At 68.4% G+C, this 17,229-nt stretch carries 14 protein-coding genes; 5 read left to right on the forward strand and 9 right to left on the reverse strand.

Annotated features, from left to right (window positions below; all coding sequences use genetic code 11):
- Positions 1-217 precede the first annotated feature (217 nt).
- Together ACWDUD_RS20195 and ACWDUD_RS20200 are read right to left on the reverse strand one after the other, a co-directional pair.
- Positions 218-1,651, reverse strand: coding sequence for an HAD-IB family hydrolase (locus ACWDUD_RS20195; protein ID WP_450110417.1), 1,434 nt, complete (start codon positions 1,649-1,651; stop codon positions 218-220).
- The gene (locus tag ACWDUD_RS20200; RefSeq protein WP_450110418.1) at positions 1,648-4,023 is read right to left on the reverse strand and encodes a glycerol-3-phosphate 1-O-acyltransferase; all 2,376 of its coding nucleotides are present in this window, start codon (positions 4,021-4,023) and stop codon (positions 1,648-1,650) included. The genes ACWDUD_RS20195 and ACWDUD_RS20200 overlap by 4 nt, the downstream gene beginning before the upstream one ends.
- A gap of 183 nt (positions 4,024-4,206) precedes the next feature.
- Between ACWDUD_RS20200 and ACWDUD_RS20205 the strand changes: the two genes are divergently transcribed.
- Positions 4,207-5,676: a bifunctional aminoglycoside phosphotransferase/ATP-binding protein gene (locus ACWDUD_RS20205; protein ID WP_450110419.1), complete on the forward strand. Its 1,470-nt coding sequence runs from the start codon at positions 4,207-4,209 to the stop codon at positions 5,674-5,676.
- 62 nt (positions 5,677-5,738) lie between these two features.
- Positions 5,739-6,464 (forward strand): VIT1/CCC1 transporter family protein, encoded by a 726-nt coding sequence (locus ACWDUD_RS20210; protein WP_450110420.1) that lies wholly within the window; start codon positions 5,739-5,741, stop codon positions 6,462-6,464.
- Positions 6,465-6,520: 56 nt separating this feature from the next.
- On the opposite strand, the gene ACWDUD_RS20215 is transcribed toward ACWDUD_RS20210, so the two are convergent.
- The 3 genes from ACWDUD_RS20215 to ACWDUD_RS20225 all read right to left on the reverse strand — a co-directional run bounded on the left by ACWDUD_RS20215 (position 6,521) and on the right by ACWDUD_RS20225 (position 10,113).
- On the reverse strand, positions 6,521-7,411 hold the full coding sequence (locus ACWDUD_RS20215; protein WP_450110421.1) for a universal stress protein: 891 nt from the start codon (positions 7,409-7,411) through the stop codon (positions 6,521-6,523).
- An 82-nt stretch (positions 7,412-7,493) separates the two neighbouring features.
- Positions 7,494-8,486 (reverse strand): zinc-binding alcohol dehydrogenase family protein, encoded by a 993-nt coding sequence (locus tag ACWDUD_RS20220; RefSeq protein WP_450110432.1) that lies wholly within the window; start codon positions 8,484-8,486, stop codon positions 7,494-7,496.
- Positions 8,487-8,520: 34 nt separating this feature from the next.
- Positions 8,521-10,113 carry a CYTH and CHAD domain-containing protein gene (locus ACWDUD_RS20225; RefSeq protein ID WP_450110422.1) on the reverse strand — a complete coding sequence of 531 codons (1,593 nt, stop codon included), beginning with the start codon at positions 10,111-10,113 and terminating at the stop codon, positions 8,521-8,523.
- A gap of 139 nt (positions 10,114-10,252) precedes the next feature.
- On the opposite strand from ACWDUD_RS20225, the gene ACWDUD_RS20230 reads away from it, so the two are divergent.
- Positions 10,253-10,960: a flavodoxin domain-containing protein gene (locus ACWDUD_RS20230; RefSeq protein WP_450110423.1), complete on the forward strand. Its 708-nt coding sequence runs from the start codon at positions 10,253-10,255 to the stop codon at positions 10,958-10,960.
- Positions 10,961-10,968: 8 nt separating this feature from the next.
- On the opposite strand, the gene ACWDUD_RS20235 is transcribed toward ACWDUD_RS20230, so the two are convergent.
- Together ACWDUD_RS20235 and ACWDUD_RS20240 are read right to left on the reverse strand one after the other, a co-directional pair.
- Entirely contained in the window at positions 10,969-11,475 is a 507-nt protein-coding gene (locus ACWDUD_RS20235) for an SRPBCC family protein (RefSeq protein ID WP_197252558.1), read from the reverse strand.
- A gap of 56 nt (positions 11,476-11,531) precedes the next feature.
- On the reverse strand, positions 11,532-12,425 hold the full coding sequence (locus ACWDUD_RS20240) for a pseudouridine synthase (protein ID WP_450110424.1): 894 nt from the start codon (positions 12,423-12,425) through the stop codon (positions 11,532-11,534).
- Positions 12,426-12,713: 288 nt separating this feature from the next.
- Here ACWDUD_RS20240 and ACWDUD_RS20245 point away from each other — a divergent pair, with 288 nt between their 5' ends.
- Together ACWDUD_RS20245 and ACWDUD_RS20250 are read left to right on the forward strand one after the other, a co-directional pair.
- Positions 12,714-13,685: an alpha/beta hydrolase gene (locus ACWDUD_RS20245; RefSeq protein ID WP_450110425.1), complete on the forward strand. Its 972-nt coding sequence runs from the start codon at positions 12,714-12,716 to the stop codon at positions 13,683-13,685.
- Positions 13,675-14,547: an oxidoreductase gene (locus ACWDUD_RS20250; RefSeq protein ID WP_450110426.1), complete on the forward strand. Its 873-nt coding sequence runs from the start codon at positions 13,675-13,677 to the stop codon at positions 14,545-14,547. The genes ACWDUD_RS20245 and ACWDUD_RS20250 overlap by 11 nt, the downstream gene beginning before the upstream one ends.
- An 83-nt stretch (positions 14,548-14,630) precedes the next feature.
- Here ACWDUD_RS20250 and ACWDUD_RS20255 read toward each other — a convergent pair whose 3' ends face one another.
- Positions 14,631-16,013 carry an NAD-dependent succinate-semialdehyde dehydrogenase gene (locus ACWDUD_RS20255; RefSeq protein ID WP_450110427.1) on the reverse strand — a complete coding sequence of 461 codons (1,383 nt, stop codon included), beginning with the start codon at positions 16,011-16,013 and terminating at the stop codon, positions 14,631-14,633.
- A gap of 58 nt (positions 16,014-16,071) precedes the next feature.
- A complete protein-coding gene (locus ACWDUD_RS20260; protein ID WP_450110428.1) occupies positions 16,072-17,010 on the reverse strand; it encodes an alpha/beta hydrolase in 939 nt (312 codons plus the stop codon).
- Positions 17,011-17,229: the final 219 nt, after the last annotated feature.

Genomic DNA, 17,229 nt, shown 5'->3' on the forward strand with positions numbered 1-17,229 from the left:
CCGTTGCCGTTGCCGTTCTCGGTGTCGTTGCCGTTCTCGGTGTGGTTGTCGGTGTCGGTGCCGTTGTCGCTGTCCGCTGTGGCACCGTCGCTGCCGCGTCCGGCGTCGTCCCGGCCGCTGCTGTCGTCCAGCCCGCTGCCGTTGTCGCTGCTGTTCCGGTCGTCGCGGTCCCCGTCGTTGTCGTGAGGCTCGCCGGACTCGGTTTCACTCATGCTCGTCATGCGTCTGTCGGCCAGTGGGCGAGGGTGTCGCGGTAGAGGTCCTCGACGGCCCGGATGTGTTCGTCGAGGTTCTCCGGCTTCCAGTCGCTGACGTCGATCGGTTCGAGGACCGCGACGTCGACGGTTCCGGATCGCAGCAACGTGGAGTGCTTCCACAGAATTTCACCGGCGTTGCGGATCACCACCGGCACGATCGGTACGCCGGCCTGCATCGCGATGTGGAATGCGCCCTTCTTGAAACGCCCGATCTCGGGAGTCAGCGAACGGGTGCCCTCGGGAGCGATGACGACGGACGTGCCGCCGCGCAGCGTGTCCACGACCGGGCCGAGGGCCGCCTTCGCCTGATCGGTGTTCTGGCGGTCGACGAACGTCGCACCGACGAAACGCAGCAGTGGCCCGAACAGGGGGTCGTTCGCCATCTCCTTCTTGGTGACGCCGGTGAAGTCGTGCCGCAGCACCTTCGCGAGGATCACCGGATCGAGCTGGCTCTGGTGGTTGAAGACGAACACCGCCGGACGCTGTGCAAACGCGTTGGACTCACCGTGCACGCGCACGTCGATGCCGGCCAGCGCGAGGGAGACGTCCGAGCCGATCCCGAACATCGAATCCAGCGCGACCTTCTTGCTCCGGTTCACGAGGCCGAGCCCGATGCCGGTCCACACCGATCCGAACAGGCCGCCGTAGGCCGCGGCGGTACGGACCAGTTCCTTGACGCCGGGTGTGCCGCGCGGACGGAACTGCAGGATCGGCCACTCGCGTTCGAGGGCGATCTTCGTGAGGGTGCTGTCCGGGTTCGTGGGAGTCGGATTGCCCATCGTGGCAAGGAAATCGACGTCCTCGCCGCCGTTCGAGTAGGTGTAGCTCGCGGCGCGGTCGATGTCGTATTCCTCCGCGAATGCGATCGCGGCGGCCGCTTTCCCGCTGCGCCACAGTGACTTTCCGTCGACCTTGCCGGTCAGTACCCCGTCCTTGACCTCGAGCGGCGTGAACAGGATGTGCTCGACACCGAGCGCGTCCGCCGACGCCTGGATCTGGTAGCGCGACGCCGACGAAGCGATCACGACCGTGTGCCCTGCCTCCTGGTGTGCCCGGATCAGTTGCCACGCTTCGGGATAGATGTGTCCGGCGATCGTCGACGCGAACAGCCGCTGCCCGATCTCGTACAGCTCGTCCTCGGTGTGCCCGCCCCACGCCTTGAACGCGATCGCCACGAACCGTTCGAAATCGGCTTCGCTGTCGGTTCCACGCAATCCGTTGAGCATCGTCCCGGCCAGTTCCGCGGCGCTGACCTTCCCGGCGAGCAACCGGTCCCGGAAGAAGTGCAGTCCCGAGAAACCGTGCACGATGGTGCCGTCGAAATCGAAGAGCGCTGCGACCTGCGGTCCCTGCGGCCCCGATCGGACCCGATCCAGTGCCTGCTCGATGTTCACCGATCCGCCTTCCTGTTCGACACGTCGAGGGACTCCGCGAGCTGGACTCGCTCACCGACCGCGAGAAGATCCTCGGCGAACGCGCGGCGCCGCTCGCGGATCTCCTCGCCGCCGATCTCGAGCAGACCACGATTGCCCGCAAGTTGCAGCGCGGTCGCGAACAACTCCGACGATACCGATTCCGGTCCGTACAACCGGCCCTGCAGCAGCATCTGGGTGCCCACCGCCACGCACTCGTCGAGGAACGCCTTGCGGTCCAGCTTCAGCGTCGGGTCGCGCAGCGCCAACCGCTCGGCGACCACGAGCTGGGCGTCGAAGAACGACCGCAGCGTGCGGTGCACCATGAAGAACCCGGTCTCGATGAGAGCGGTCAGCGCGTCCTGCGCGGATCCGGGCAGCTCGTCGCTCCAATCGGCGACCAGCAGCGCCAGCTCCTCCCGCATCTGGGCTTCGAAGGTGTCGCGATCCGGGAAGAAGAACTCGAACTTGAGCAGATCGCGCAGTTTCTTCGCTTCCTCCCAGGCGGAGGTGACGGGGTTTTCGCCCGGATTCCGGTGCGCATAGAGGATCGCCAGCTCGAGGATCGATCGGTTGACGAACCAGTGCACGCCGCTGTTGCGGTAGAACGCGGCGACCAGGTGCTGGCCGGGCTGGATCGAATAGACCGGTTCCTCCCCGCCGGCATAGGTGGTGACCACTCCCGCGTCGGTGAGCGAGCCCAGCACCCTCGCGAGCCCGCCCTCGACGTCCAGGACGGACAGTTCACCCTGAGGCACGCCACGGGCCTCGATGTAGCGGCGCACCGGGGCGATCACCGCCCGCACCTCCTCCAGCGTCAGCGCCCGGTCACGCACCCCCAGCAGCGCGAGGGTCACCAGGCAGTTCACCGTGATCGGGGTGGCCCAGTTGATGCCGACCGCGACCTCGAACGCGACCTTCTGCAGCGCCTTCCGGGTCCGATCCAGATGCTCGGTCTCGTCCCGGGCGGGCTCGGACAGCGCGGGGTCGCCACCGGAGGTCAGGAGTTCGCGCATCGACAGGGGCGCCCCGAACCGGACGTACACGTTGCCGGCGCTGCGCCGCTGGCTGCGTGCGTACCGGGCCAGCCAGGTCAGGTCCTCCGGCTTCTTCGTCGCACCGGTCTGCTCGGCGGCGACGGCGGCCACCTCGGCGAGTCCCTCGTAGGTGATCGACACCGGCACCAGCGCCGCGTCCTCGACACGGCCGGTCCGGATCGCGTTGGCCACGTAGTTGAGGAGCCCGTACCTGGGCGCACGCAGTTTGCCCGTGCGGGTGCGCCCGCCCTCGAAGTACCACTCCAGGTTGAAGCGTTTCGTCAGCAGATACGCGAAGTACTCCTCGAGTGCCGCCTTGTAGACGGCGTCGTCACCGAAGCTGCGGCGGATGAACACGGTGCCGGTGCGACGTGCGATCGGGCCGATCGGCCAGAACGTCAGATTCGCGCCGCCCATGAGGTGATTCCGCGGGAACTCGTTGTTGGCGAGGATGTCCCCGAGCACGAACGCATCGGCGTACGAGCGGTGCGAGGGCAGGAACACCAGCGGTCGCCTCCGGTTGAGCTCACGCAGCGCCCGCAGTCCCGACTCGTCTGCCCGCACACTCCACGCCGACGAGTGCAGCGGGCGCATCGCCTGCGTGAACAGGTCGGTGACCAGGCGGGACTGCACGGCGACGAGTTCGCCGAGCACGGCACGGGCACGCGAGTCGACTTCCTCGCGGGAGAGGTTGTGCTCGTCGGCGATCGCCGCGAGCCTGCGGCGGAACGACCCGGAATCCATGATCTGCTCGGCCACGAGACGCGGCACCTTGTAGCGGTCGCCGATGACGGCCCGCTCGGCGCGTTCGAGCGCGACCACCGCGCGCCGGGTGATGTACCGCGCGAGCGAGTCCGGTGCCGGATCACCGTCCTCCGCGTGCAGCGCCGAACGCAGGTCGCTCAGCCGTGCCGGTTCGGCCACGACGATCCGGTGCCGGTCGGAGGACCGGCCGACGAGCCACTGCTGGATCAATCGGTTCGGGTTGCGCGGATTGGTCAGCGCCAGGATGTCGGAGAACCGCACCCGGCGGGCACCGTCGCGGGCGGCAGGCAACCACACCACCCTCACCGGCACGATGAGCGGATCGTCGGTGCGCGGGACGAGTTCGGTGGCCAGGATCCGGGAGTCGAGATCGACGACCGCGGGGGTGTCCGACGAGTACTCGGCGGGCAGGCCGCCCGAGCGTATCCAGCGGGTGATCAGATCCCGTTCGATCGACGTGGTGGCCGCGGCGACCACCACGGTCGGTCCGCTCGATGTTTCTGATGCCCCCGCACCCGATGTCCCCGAGCCGCGCTGCTCGTTCACGCTCATGCCTCCCCGTCTGCGGTACCGCCCCACACAGCAAACTACCGCGTGAATAGGGCTCTGCTCGGTACAACGACACGACGGAGCCGCTGCTCTGGCGTCGCCGGGCGAACGGGTGCACGCTGAGGCAAGGTTGATCACGACGCGCTTCCACAGCGGAGGTGGCCCGTCGGGAACGGAGGGAAGACGGTGTCCGAGACCGGCCCGTACGCGCAGATCCGGGAGACCCACACGTCGGTGGTGTTCTTCGTCGGTGATCGGGTGCACAAGATGAAGAAGCCGCTCGACCTCGGTTTCCTCGACAACCGCACCCGCGCGGCGCGCGAGAGCGTGTGCCACCGCGAGGTCGATCTGAACCGGCGGCTGGCGCCCGACGTGTATCTGGGGGTCGCCGACGTCCACGGCCCCGACGGGCAGGTCTGCGAGCATCTCGTCGAGATGCGGAGACTGCCGGACGAGCGTCGGCTGGCCGCGCTCGTCGCCCGCGGGGAGAACATCGACACGGTCGTCGAACAGGTGGCCCGGCAGGTCGCCGGGCTGCATGCCGCGTCGCCGCGGGATCCGGCCATCGACCGGTGCGCGAGCGTGGATTTCCTGACGGACCTGTGGCGCCAGAGCCTCGACCATCTCGAGCGGCTTCCGGTCGGGATCGACGCCGCCGGGCTGCTCGCGCGGATCCGTACGTCCGCGAACCGTTACCTGGAGGGGCGGGCGCCGCTGTTCGCGGCGCGCATCGCCGACGGCCGTGCCGTGGACGGGCACGGGGACATGCTCGCCGACGACATCTTCTGCCTCGACGACGGTCCGCGGATCATCGACTGCCTCGAATTCGACGACGAACTGCGTTACGGCGACGGTGCACTCGACATCGCGTTCCTCGCGATGGACCTCGAACGGCTCGGCGCTCGCGAGGCCGCACACCGGCTGCTGAGCGCGTACGCGGAGTTCTCCGGGGACGCGTGCCCCGCCTCGCTGATGCACCACTACATCGCCTATCGGGCGCTGGTGCGGGCCAAGGTCACCGCCCTGCGGCACGATCAGGGAGACGCGGCGTCCAGGGAGGTGTCGCTCGGGCTGCTCGATCAGGTGTCCCGCAATCTCGACCGCGCCCGGGTCCGGCTCGTTCTCGTCGGCGGCCTGTCCGCGACCGGCAAGACCACCGTGTCGCGGCTGATCGGGACACATCTCGACGCGGTGGTGTTGCGCAGCGACGTGATCCGCAAGGAACTCGCGGGTCTCGATCCGGTCACCGACGCGACCGCCGACGTCGATTCCGGGTTGTACACGCGGGAACACACCGACGCGACGTACGCCGAAATGCTGCGCCGCGTGCGGATCGCGCTGTCGCTCGGCACGTCCGTGGTGCTCGACGCGACCTGGCTCGTCGAGTCGCGGCGCGGCGAAGCACGGCGGCTCGCGGACGAGGCGAGCGCCGACGTGATCGAGATCGAATGCTGCGCAGACCCGGCAGTTCTGTTGCGCCGCATCATTTCCCGACGTGAGCAGGGCGGTGACGCTTCCGATGCGACACCGGCGGTTCTCGACGAGCAGCTGCATCGCCGCGAGGAGTGGCCGTCCGCGCAGGTGATCGACACGACCGACGGCACGCTGCCCGACACCGAACGCCTCGAGCGTATGGTCGGTCCGGGCCCCTGGTGACGCGAGGTGAGGACAGCCTCGCATTGCTACCGCGTTGTGTCGCAAGGTTCTAGCCTGACGAAGTGTCGACTCGTGAATCCACTCACCGCCCCATCCGCGAACCTCACGGAACCGGTACCGCGGCGAAGCTGAACTGGCTGCGCGCGGGTGTCATGGGGGCCAACGACGGTATCGTCTCCACGGCCGGTCTCGTCGTGGGCGTCGCGGCCGCGACCACCGAGGTGTCGGCGATCCTCACCGCGGGTTTCGCGGGTCTGTCGGCGGGTGCCGTATCGATGGCGCTCGGCGAATACGTCTCGGTCAGTGCGCAACGCGACACCGAGCGGGCCCTGCTGCGCCTCGAACGACGAGAGCTCGAGCAGATGCCGGAGGCGGAACTCGAGGAGCTGACCGGGCTGCTGCAGGCCAAGGGCCTCGAACCGGACACCGCGCGCGCGGCGGCGAAGGAACTGACCGAACGCAACGCGCTGGCCGCGCACGCGGAGGTCGAATTGGGCATCCACCCGGACGAGCTGGCGAATCCCTGGGTGGCGGCGCTGTCGTCGGCGGTGTCGTTCATCGTCGGCGCGCTCGTGCCGCTACTGGTGGTGGTGCTGCCGCCGGAGCATCTGCGCATCCCGATCACGTTCGTGTCGGTGCTCGTGGCGCTGGCACTCACCGGGACCGTCAGTGCGTACCTCGGTGGTGCCCGGCGAGGGCGGGCGGTGGTGCGGGTCGTGATCGGCGGTGCGATCGCGATGGCCGTGACGTTCGCGGTCGGCTACCTGTTCGGCACCACGGCGGGCTGACGAAGGTTTCGCCGCCCGCCGCGGTACCGAAGGAGACGGTGCCGCGGCCGCGGGCGTTACTTGGTGCGGGCGATCAGGACCGGGCAGGGTGCCTTGTGCACCAGGTTCTGGCTGGTCGAGCCGAGCAGGGCTGCGGCGATCTGTCCGCGGCCGTGGCTGCCGACGACGACGAGCTGTGCGTCGTCGAGTTGGCCCAGCAGAACCTTCGCGGCCGGTCCGCGTTCGACGACGCGACGCACCTCGACATCGGGGTACTCGTCCTGCTTACCGGCGAGCGCTTCCGCGAACACCGCGGTTTCCGCTTCCTGGACCGCGTCCCAGTCCACGAGCGTGGCGGTCGCGCCGGTGCCGAGCGCCGCGTCGCCGATCCACGAGTGCGCCGCGACGAGCGGAACGCCGAGGGTGTCCGCCAGCGTGAAGGCGTACGACACTGCGGCTCTGGACAGTTCGCTGCCGTCGACACCGACGACGATCGGCTTGTCGTTCGGCAGCGGATTCTCGGTGTCGCCGCGCCACACCACGACCGGGCACGGTGCGTTGTTGGCGACGCGCAGCACGGTGGAGCCGAGCAGGAAGTTCTCGATGGCTCCCGCGCCGGTCGCGCCGACCACGACGACGCGGGCGTCGTCGGCTGCCTCGAGCAATGCGTTGGTGGCGGGGCCGGGGCCGATGTAGCTCTCGACGGTGAGGCCGGGCTGTTCGGCGCGGATCAGGTCGCTGACGTCGGCGAGCAGTTTCTCGCCGTCGGCCTTGAGCTGCTCGTACATCTGGGACTGGATGAGCACCGCGGACTCGCTGTAGAAGATGCCCTCGCTGGGGAGCGCGTGGACGAGACGCAGCGGAAGTTCCAGCCGGGCGGCGAGGGCGGCAGCCCATCGGGCAGCGGCAGTGGCGGTGGCGGATCCGTCCAGACCCGCGACGACGGCCTTGGTCACGTGCGTGCTCATCGTTGAGCCTCCATTCTCGTGAGGGACTGCAGGTCGAGACTATCCGCTGGCGCGGCAGGTGAGGGTGGCGTCGTGCTGTGGTCTACAGCACGAGCACCGCCGCCCCCGCGAATCGGCCCTCGGACAGGTCTTCGAGTGCCCGGTCGGCCCCGTCCAGCGGGTACCGCGTCGTCGTGACGTGCAACCGGTGTTCGCCCGCGAACGTGAGGAATTCGTGTGCGTCACGGCGCGTGTTGGCGGTGACGCTGCGAACCGTTCGCTCCCGGAACAGGTGTCGCTGATAGTTCAGGGTGGGAACGTCGGTGAGGTGGATGCCGGCGAGGGCGAGTGTTCCACCGGCGTCGAGGGCTTCGAGGGCGGTCGGCACCAGTTCCCCGGCCGGGGCGAACAGGATCGCCGAGTCGAGAGGTTCCGGAGGCGTGTCGTAGGCGCCCTGCGCGGAGGATGCGCCGAGGTCGAGTGCCAGCCGCTGGGCGTCGTCGCCGCGGGTCATCACGTGCACCCGAATTCCTTGTGCGAGCGCGACCTGAGCCGTCAGGTGTGCGCTCCCGCCGAAGCCGTAGAGGCCGAGCGTGCCGCCGGGCGGAACCTGCGCGCGCAACAGAGCGCGATAGCCGATGATGCCCGCGCACAGCAGCGGTGCCAGCGTCTGCGGGTCGTACCCGGACGGAAGCGGTAAAGCGAAATTTGCTGGAACGGTTGCGAATTCGGCGTAACCACCGTCGGCGTCCCAGCCGGTGTAGGTGGACTGCGGGCACAGGTTCTCGTCGCCGCGCAGGCAGTATCGGCATCGTCCGCACGTGCTGCGCAGCCACGGAATCCCCACCCGGTCACCGATCGCATGTGTCCCGAGGTCACCGCCGATCACCTCGGCGACCACTTCGTGCCCGGGCACCACATGCTGCCGGTGCACCGGCAGATCCCCCTCGGCGACGTGCAGATCGGTGCGGCACACGCCGCACGCGAGTACCCGCACGAGCAGTTCGCCGTCGCCCGGTTCGGGTACCGGTTCGCGCACCGCGCGCAGGGGACCCCTGGCGATGGGTCCCGGTGTCTGTACCCGCCACGCCCGCATCGTCTGTCCGGTGTTCATGTCCCTCCCGGATGGTTCACTTCCACAACGGCTTCGCCGCGCGCAGTGCTTCCTTCCACGCGTCGTCGAGGTGCACCGCCTGGGCTTCGCCCAGCAGAGCCTCACGGTGGTACGCGATGCCGAGGCCGAAGCTGGACTCGGCGGCGTGTCCCTGCTCGGACACGATGTCGAGCAGGTGTTCGCGCGCGACCACCGAATCCTGGAATTCGCCGAGGAGGTCCTGGAACGCGTCGAAGTGATCGAGTGCCTTGCCCGCACGTTTGGGATGCAGCGGGCGGATCACCTCGATCGCGTAGCGCATCCGTTTGGCGCCCTTGCGCGCCCGGTGCATCCGGGCGTCGCGCTCCTCGGGTGTGTCGGCACGACCGACGGCACGGACCCGCTTCGAGACCTTCTGCGCGAGCTGTTCCAGCGAGCCGGTCAGATCACCGGCCTTGGCCTTGCGGACCTTGCGGGACGTCTGCGGTGCGGTGGCCAATCCCTCGATCAGGGCGTCGAGGGCGAGCAGCATCTGCAGGTAGCGATCGGAATCGAGGGCCGCGACCGCTTCGATTCCCGCGATCTCCGACTGCCTGGAGAAGTACTCGTCGATGCGGGCCTTGGCGGGTTCCCGGTGCGATTCCACCGGGATCTCGGCTACCCGGTCGAGCAGCCGCTCCCACTGCACCTCGAGGTCACGGGACGGGCTGAGGCGGCGGCCGAGCCACCGCAGTTCGTCGACCACCGACTCGTCGAGGCCGAGATCGCCGGCGTAGGTCTGCAGGGCGCTGCGCGCACGGCGTGCGGCCTTGCGCATGCTGTGCACCGAGTCGGGGGCCGCGCGCCGCACCGCGATGTCGGTGAGCTCGAGTTCGCGCAATTCGGTGGCCAGGTAGTCGCGCAGGTACCCGGCCGGGCCACCCACCTTCGGTTCGTCGGGAATCAGATCGCCGAGAACCCGGTGCAGTTTGGACGGGCTCGGCGAGCGCTCGATGCCCTCCGCGGTGAGCCGGTCGTCGACGGCGTCGAGCAGGCTCGCACCGCCTTGCCCGGCGCCGTTGCGCCCGAGTTCGACTTCGATCTCGCGCCACTGCACCTCGGCGTCGTCGGCTCCGCGGACCGCGACGACATCGTCGACGACGATCTCGGCGAGCACCGTCTCGCCGGGTCCCATCGCGCGGATGCGCCGGCGGGAGGTGGTGAGCAGGGCGGCGAGTTCGACGGGTCGATCGCGCCGCACGCCGCGCAGCAGGCCGAGCAGTTCCGCCGGTGGTGTGCCGGTGTCGTCGCCGAGCGGGAAACGCAGTTCGGTTCGGGTGTCGAGGCCCGAGGGCAGTTTCAGATGCCAGCCGGCGTCGTCGCCGCCCTCGCGCCGGCGCAGGGTGATCCCGGCGCGGAGCAGCCGCAGATCCCGGGTGTCGTAGTACTGCGCGGCCAGCTCGATGCGTTCGTCGGTGAGAGTCTCGACGCCCGGCAATCCGGACAGGTCGGGAAGAGTCAGATCCGTGTCGGCGGTGTACTTGCGTTCGGTTTCCTCCACCGACTCGATCCCAGACGGGTTCGTGGTCGCCACCCGGTCCTCCCATTCGCTGCGGGCTTCGCTGCCGGGATCGGCAGCTCTGCCGCCCACATTGCCACCGTATGTGGGGAATGTCCCGAACGGAACGCCTATTTCGTGTCGCAGGCCCGTTGTGTAGAGACTTTGGACCCTGTTTTGCGATGAGATGGCATGGTGATCATGGAAGGACGCGGGTGCTCTGGAGGCTTGGATGAGAATTCTGGTGTCGGCGGCGAGCAGACACGGTTCGACCGCGGAGATAGCCACAGCACTCGGAGCGGCCCTGCGCGACCGCGGTGCGCTGGTCGATGTCGTCGAACCACACGACGTGCGCGACATCTCGGGTTACGACGCGGTGGTGATCGGTAGCGCCGTCTACCGCGGGCGCTGGCTGCGCCCGGCCAAGGACTTCGTCGACGCGCACGCCGAAGAGCTACGTCGGCGGGCGGTGTTCCTCTTCTCGTCCGGACCGATCGCGGATCAGGACCGGCCGGTCAACAGCCCGTACGACGTGTTCACCGTCCGTCACCGCACGGGTGCACGCGAACATCGCATGTTCGCCGGGAAACTCGACCCCGAGGGGCTGAGCGTCGGCGAACGGATGCACGTGCGGATGTCCGGCGGCAGGGTCGGCGACTTCCGGGACTGGGACGCCGTCGGCGGATGGGCGGGCACGATCGTCGACGCCGTATCCGACGACAAGCCGATGTCCGACGACAAGCCGGTGTCCGACAACGAGCCGGTGTCCGACAACGAGTCGGCGTCCGGGGACGAGCAGGGACCCGACGTCGAGACGTCACCCGGCCCGGCGGCCGGGAGCGACGTCGTATCGGAGGCGGCAGGCTCGTCCACCGTCGACTCCGGCACCGTCGACTCCGTCGACACCAGGGGCGGGCGGGGCGCCGGGCCGGGGCGTTGACGGGCAGGTCAACCTGCGGGGTTCCGGTAGTGCTCGGCGAGTTCGGCCGCGCGATCCCACGGTGACCAGTCGATCGGGCGCCCCTCCAGTTGCGCTTCGAGGACCTCGAAGCCGGCGTGCCATCCGGCTCCGTGCGCGTAGGCGTCTTCCTCGTCGTCGGTGGTGTGGGTCAGCGTCAGGTAGCAACCGCCGCTGCCGTCCGGGACCAGTTCCCAGTGCAGGACGTCCGCGTCCCACATGAACTCGAGGACCCGTGCCGGGCGGACCGCGATCACAGTTCCCTGGGTGGTGTGGTCGGCGGGAACCGCGAATCGGCGGACCTGCTCATCGGTCGCGGAGAACTGCAGTTGGGCGCCGGGTTCGAGAACCAGATTCACCCGGGCCGGGAACCACGTGGCGAGTAGATCCGGGTCGGTGATCGCACGCCAGACCTGTTCCGGCGGTTGGGGGAACGCGCGTTCGAAACGCAGGGCCACCCGGCCGTCGTAGGTACGGGAAACGGTGCCGATATCCATGGGATCCTCCAAGACATGAGCCCGTGTCATCAGCGGGGTCCTGGTGTGCTGTCCCTCTATGCTGCCAGGTTTCGTCGGCTCGCGAAGTATCTCCGGCTACCCGAAAATGGATCGTCGAATTCGATCTTGCGCGCCAGCAACCGCAATGGTTGTGAAAAGTCTTGTGGCGCAACGTTTTGTACCGTCGGATACAGCGGATCGCCGAGGATGGGAATTCCGAGCGAATTCATGTGCACGCGCAGCTGGTGGGTCTTTCCGGTCCGCGGCAGCAGTCGATAGCGGGCGATCGCGCCGTCGGAGTCGAGCATTTCGACGCGGCTGATCGCGTTGATCTCGCCGGGTACCTCCCGCGCCTGCAGCACCCCGGGGCGCTTCTCGATCCGGCTGCGGACCTCCCGCGGGAACGTGAGGCCGTCGGTGAAGGGGGCGAGCGCCTCGTATTCCTTGTGCATGCGTTGCTCCGCGAACAACGACTGGTAGGCCCGCCGCGCCCCGGCATGGACGGTGAACACCAGCACGCCGGCGGTGAGGCGGTCCAGCCGGTGAGCGGGACTCAGTTCCGGCAGATCCAGTTCCCGCCGCAGCCGCACCAGCGCGGTCTCGGTGACCCACCCGCCGCGCGGCATGGTCGCCAGAAAATGCGGTTTGTCCACTACGAGCAGATGCTCGTCGCGGTGCAGGACGTCGACGGTGAAGGGCACCGGCACCTCGGGCGGCGGGTCGCGGTACAGGAACACGAACTCGCGCGGAGCGAACGGGGAGAGGTCGGTGATCGCGGTGCCGTCACCGGTCACCACCTCGCCGAGCGCGACCTTCTCGCGCAGGCGCTCGGCATCGTGCGGAAACCGTGCCAGCAGGTACTCGAGCACCGTCGTCCATTCCCCGGCGTCGGGCAGGCGCAGCCGGGACGGGTTCAGGCCGTCGCGGACGGGGAGCGGGGCGATGGGCACATCGCCACGGTAGTGGCCCTGCCGGTGCCGGTCGCCGAGAGCGGCGGACGACCGGGTCCCAACTGCGACATTTCGGTTTCCCGCGGGTCACGGATCGGTACTGAGCGAGAGGAATGGAGACCGTGACGATACGCTGAGACGCCGGTAACAGATATGTAAGAGTGACCGACAGACATCCAGGCGCCTCTACCGGGGGGCGCCGTGGCCTGCCGCTGTGACGCGAGTGTGGCCGGTGTCCGCTACGGGACACACAGACACACAGGGGAGCTTGGTGTGACAACTTCTTCGATGACCACGAGGCGGCCGAGGGGGGTGCGCGCGCTGGTCCGGATGCTGGTGGCGGCCGTCATCCTGCCGCTCGCCGTTGCGTTCGTCGGCGTCGGGACGGCCTCCGCCGACCCGTACAGCCGCTTCACCGAGGACTGGGTACCCGCGCCCGGCGGAGTCGGACAGATCAAGGTCCGGATCTGGTTCGCGAACAACGGCAGCAACAAGGCCGTCTACCTGCTCGACGGCCTCCGCGCCACCGACGACGTCAGCGGCTGGGAGCACGAGACCAACGCCGCCTGGCTGGCCGACAACGGCATCAACGTCGTCATGCCGGTCGGTGGCCAGTCCAGTTTCTACGCGGACTGGTACAGCCCCAGCAACCTCAACGGGCAGCCCTACACGTACAAGTGGGAGAGCTTCCTCACCCAGAACCTGCCCGACCACCTGTCGCGGTACGGCATCAGCCGTAACAGCAACGCGGTCGTCGGCCTGTCGATGGGTGGCAACGCGGCCCTGATCCTCGCCGCCTACCACCGCGACCAGTTCACGTTCGCCGGGTCGATGTCCGGCTACCTGAACCTCTCGGCGCCCGGCATGCGCGAGGCGATCCGGGTCGCGATGCTCGACGCCGGCGGTTACAACGCCGACGCGATGTGGGGACCGCCGTGGAACCCCGCGTGGCTGCGTCACGACCCGTTCGTCGCCGCACCGCAGTTGCGCGGCCTGCCGATGTGGATCTCCGCGGCCGGCGGCGTCCCCGGCGAGCACGACAATCCGAACTCCCTGATCGGGGTGTTCAACACGGGCAATGCGATGGGCCTCGAGACTCTGGCGCGCGCCCAGAACCGGGCCTTCCAGGTTCGTCTCGCGACCCTGGGTATCGACACGGCGCACTTCTCGTTCCCGATCCAGGGCACCCATACGTGGGGTTACTGGCAGGACGAGCTGTGGGCGATGCTGCCGATGATGAAGAACGCGATTGGCGCCTGAGGTTCCGTCGCTGCGTGGCCGCACCTTCGTGGTGACCGGGGCCACCAGCGGCGTGGGGGAGGCCACCGCCCGGGCACTCGGGGCGGCAGGGGGGCAGGTGGTGCTCGCCGGCCGCAACGTGGCAAAAGGGCAGGAGATCGCCGGACAGATCGGGCCGCACGCATCGGTGCGGCGGCTCGATCTGTCCGACCTCGCGTCGGTACGCGAATTCGCCGCCGGCATCGGCGAGACACACGACAAGATCGATGTGCTCGTCAACAACGCCGGGGTGATGGCGGTGCCCCTGGAGCGGACCGCAGACGGCTTCGAGATGCAGGTGGGCACGAATCACTTCGGACACTTCGCGCTGACCGGGCTGCTGCTCGGCCGGATCACCGACCGGGTCGTGACGGTCTCGAGTGCCGCCCACCGCCTCGGACGCGTCGATCTCGACGACCTGAACTGGGAGCGCCGCCCGTACAGCCGCTCCGGCGGCTACGCGCAGTCGAAGCTCGCGAACCTGCTGTTCAGCTTCGAGCTGGAACGACGGCTCGCGGCGAGCGGTTCGCCGGTGCGCGCGATCGCCGCGCATCCGGGCTATGCGGCCACCGAGGTCGGCAGCAACACCGGCACCTGGTTCGATCGCCTCTTCGGTTTCGGCAAGAAGTTCCTGCAGCGCACCCCGGCGCAGGGCGCCGAATCGGTCGTGTACGCCGCGACCCGGCCGGAGTTGCGTGGCGGGTACGTCGGCCCGGACGGGTTCCTCGGGTTGTACGGGTCGCCGCACGTCGCGTCGGCGTCGTCCCGGGCCCGCGACCCGGAGACCGCCCGTCGGTTGTGGGAGCTGTCCGAACAGCTGACCGGGGTCCGCTTCGAGCTCTGATCGGCAACATCGCAACGTGCGAAATCGGCGATGCGGTCGTTCCAGGAAACTCCGGAACGACCGCATCGCCGCATTCACGTGCCCTATCGCTTCCCGCCGGGGTTCCTGACGAGCTTCTTGTTGGCGAATTCCGCGAATCCGAACCGGGAGAGCTCACGGCCGAATCCGGAACGCTTGACCCCGCCGAACGGGAGATCCGGTGAACTCTTGCTGGTGCTGTTGATCCACACCATCCCGGTTTCGAGTTCGCTCGCCGCACGGTCCGCCTTCTCCGGGTCCGCCGTGAACACACTCGATGCGAGACCGAACGGCGAATCGTTGGCGGCCTCGATCGCGGCGTCGAGGGAACCGACGCGGTGGACGACCGCGACCGGCCCGAACAGCTCCTCGTAGTACGCGCGCATCCCGGGCGCGACATCGACCAGGACCGTCGGCGGATAGTACGCACCGTCCCCGTCCGGACGCTCACCGCCGGTCAGCGCCCGAGCACCGTTCGAGATCGCGTCCTGCACGAGTTCGTCGAGATCGTCGACCGCCGAACGGGACGACAGCGGGCCGAGTTTCGTCCCGGGATCCGCCGGGTCGCCGGGCTGCCAATCGGCCAGTGCGGCAAGGAATTTCTGCACGAACTCGTCGTAGACCGGCTCCTCCACGAAGAACCGCTTCGACGCCGTGCACGCCTGCCCGCCGTTGGCGAACCGGCCGACTGCGGCTGCAGCGGCGGCCGCATCGATGTCCGCATCGCGCAGCACGATGAAAGGATCCGAACCCCCGAGCTCGAGCACGCACTTCTTCATGTGCCGACCCGCAACCTCACCCACGGCGGAGCCGGCCTTCTCGGATCCGGTCAGCGAGACACCCTGGACCCGCGGATCGGCGATCGCGTCCGCAACCTGAGCGGACGAGATGAACGCATTGGCGTACACGCCCTCCGGCAGACCGGCCTCGGCGAAGACGCGTTCGATCGCCAGCGCGGACTGCGGGCAGTTACGCGCGTGCTTGAGGACGATCGTGTTGCCCAGCGCGAGGTTCGGCGCAGCGAACCGAGCCACCTGGTAATAGGGATAGTTCCACGGCATCACACCGACCAGCGGCCCGATCGGTTCCGTGCGAACCACCGCCGAGCCGGAGCCCGCGATGTCGAGAGGTTCGTCGGCCGTGAACTCCTCGGCGTGGTCGGCGTAGTACCGATAGATGGATGCGACCAGGGCGACCTCGCCCTTGGCCTGCGCGATCGGCTTGCCCATCTCCAGCGTGAGAAGGCGGGCCAGCTCGTCGGCCTGCTCCTGGTAGATCTCGGCGACGCGAGCCAGGACGGCGCGCCGCTTCTCGAGAGGCGTGGCGCGCCACTCGCGGTAGGCGGCGGCACTGCGCGCGATGAGATCCTTCAGTTCGGCATCCGAGATCTCCGGGTACTGCGCGAGCTGTTCCCCGGTGGCGGGGTCGATGGTGGTGTAGACACCCATGTTTTCCTCCTGCTGATCGACGATGCGGGAGCACTCCGCGCGGTTCCGAGGAGACCCGTCACTTGCGCCGGTACCAGGCGGCGAGCTTCGCGAGTTCGGCGTCGACGAGGGCCGAGCGACCGGCCAGGAACGGGTACACGTGTTGCTGTCCCTCACCGATGGACAGGGTCACGTCGACACCGGCGGACTCGGCACGCTCCTGGAGACGGGTCGCGTTGTCGAGGAGCGACTCGACGCTGCCGGCCGTGACGAACAGCCGGGGGAACCCCGTGAAGTCGGCGTACAGCGGGTTCGCCAGGGGCGTGGTGGGATCGATCGTGTCGCCGAGAACACCGGCGATCATGCCTGCGAGCAGCTCCGGCGTGATGAGAGCGTCGGTGGCGTCGTTGGTGACGAGGGTTTCGCCCTTGTTCTCCATGTCGAGCCACGGCGAGAAGGCGATGACCGACCCCGGGCCCTGCTTACCCTGCTGCAGGAGCGCGAGCGCGATGGAGATCGCGAGGTTGCCACCGGCCGAATCACCGATCGTGGCGACGTCCTGCGGCGCGATCCCGTCCGCGACCAGCGCGTCGAAGACCGCGACACCGTCCTCGATCTGTGCGGGATGCCCGAACTCGGGGGCCCGGCGGTAGTCGAGGACGAAGCTGACGACACCGAGAGCCTTGGCGACGTGACCTGCGAGTTTGCGGTGGCTGGACGCCGACCCGACAGCGAAGCCGCCGCCGTGTGTGTAGAGCAGGACCTTGGATGCGTCCGCGCCCTGCGGCAGGCACCAGATGCCGGGAACGCCACCGACGGTGTCCTCGCGGTAGGTCACGCCCTCGGGTTCGACGGTCGGCTGGTGCCACTCGTCGAAGAGGGAACGCAGCAGACGCACCGACAGCTCCGGGTTGGCCGCCATGATCTCCGACCAATCGGCGTAGAGGTCGCGCAGCACGTCCCGGTCCTCGACGCTGCCCGCTGCGATCCCGGTCTGTTCGGAAACATTGCTGGTCATGGAACTTCCTTCTGTGAGTATCGGAGTTTTCCCGGTGCAGGGACGAACGACGTCACCTACCGGTGTGGTCTTCGGTCGCGGCGACCTCGGGTGTGATGGTCGACACGACTCCGTGCTTCCCACGCTAGTGCCGCATCACGCAACGTTTGCCCTGTCGACGATCTCGCGTAGTTTCTCGTCGACTGCGTGCTTGTTCCGCCAGATGATGTAGCGACGAAT

The organism is Rhodococcus sp. NPDC003382, from assembly GCF_053589135.1.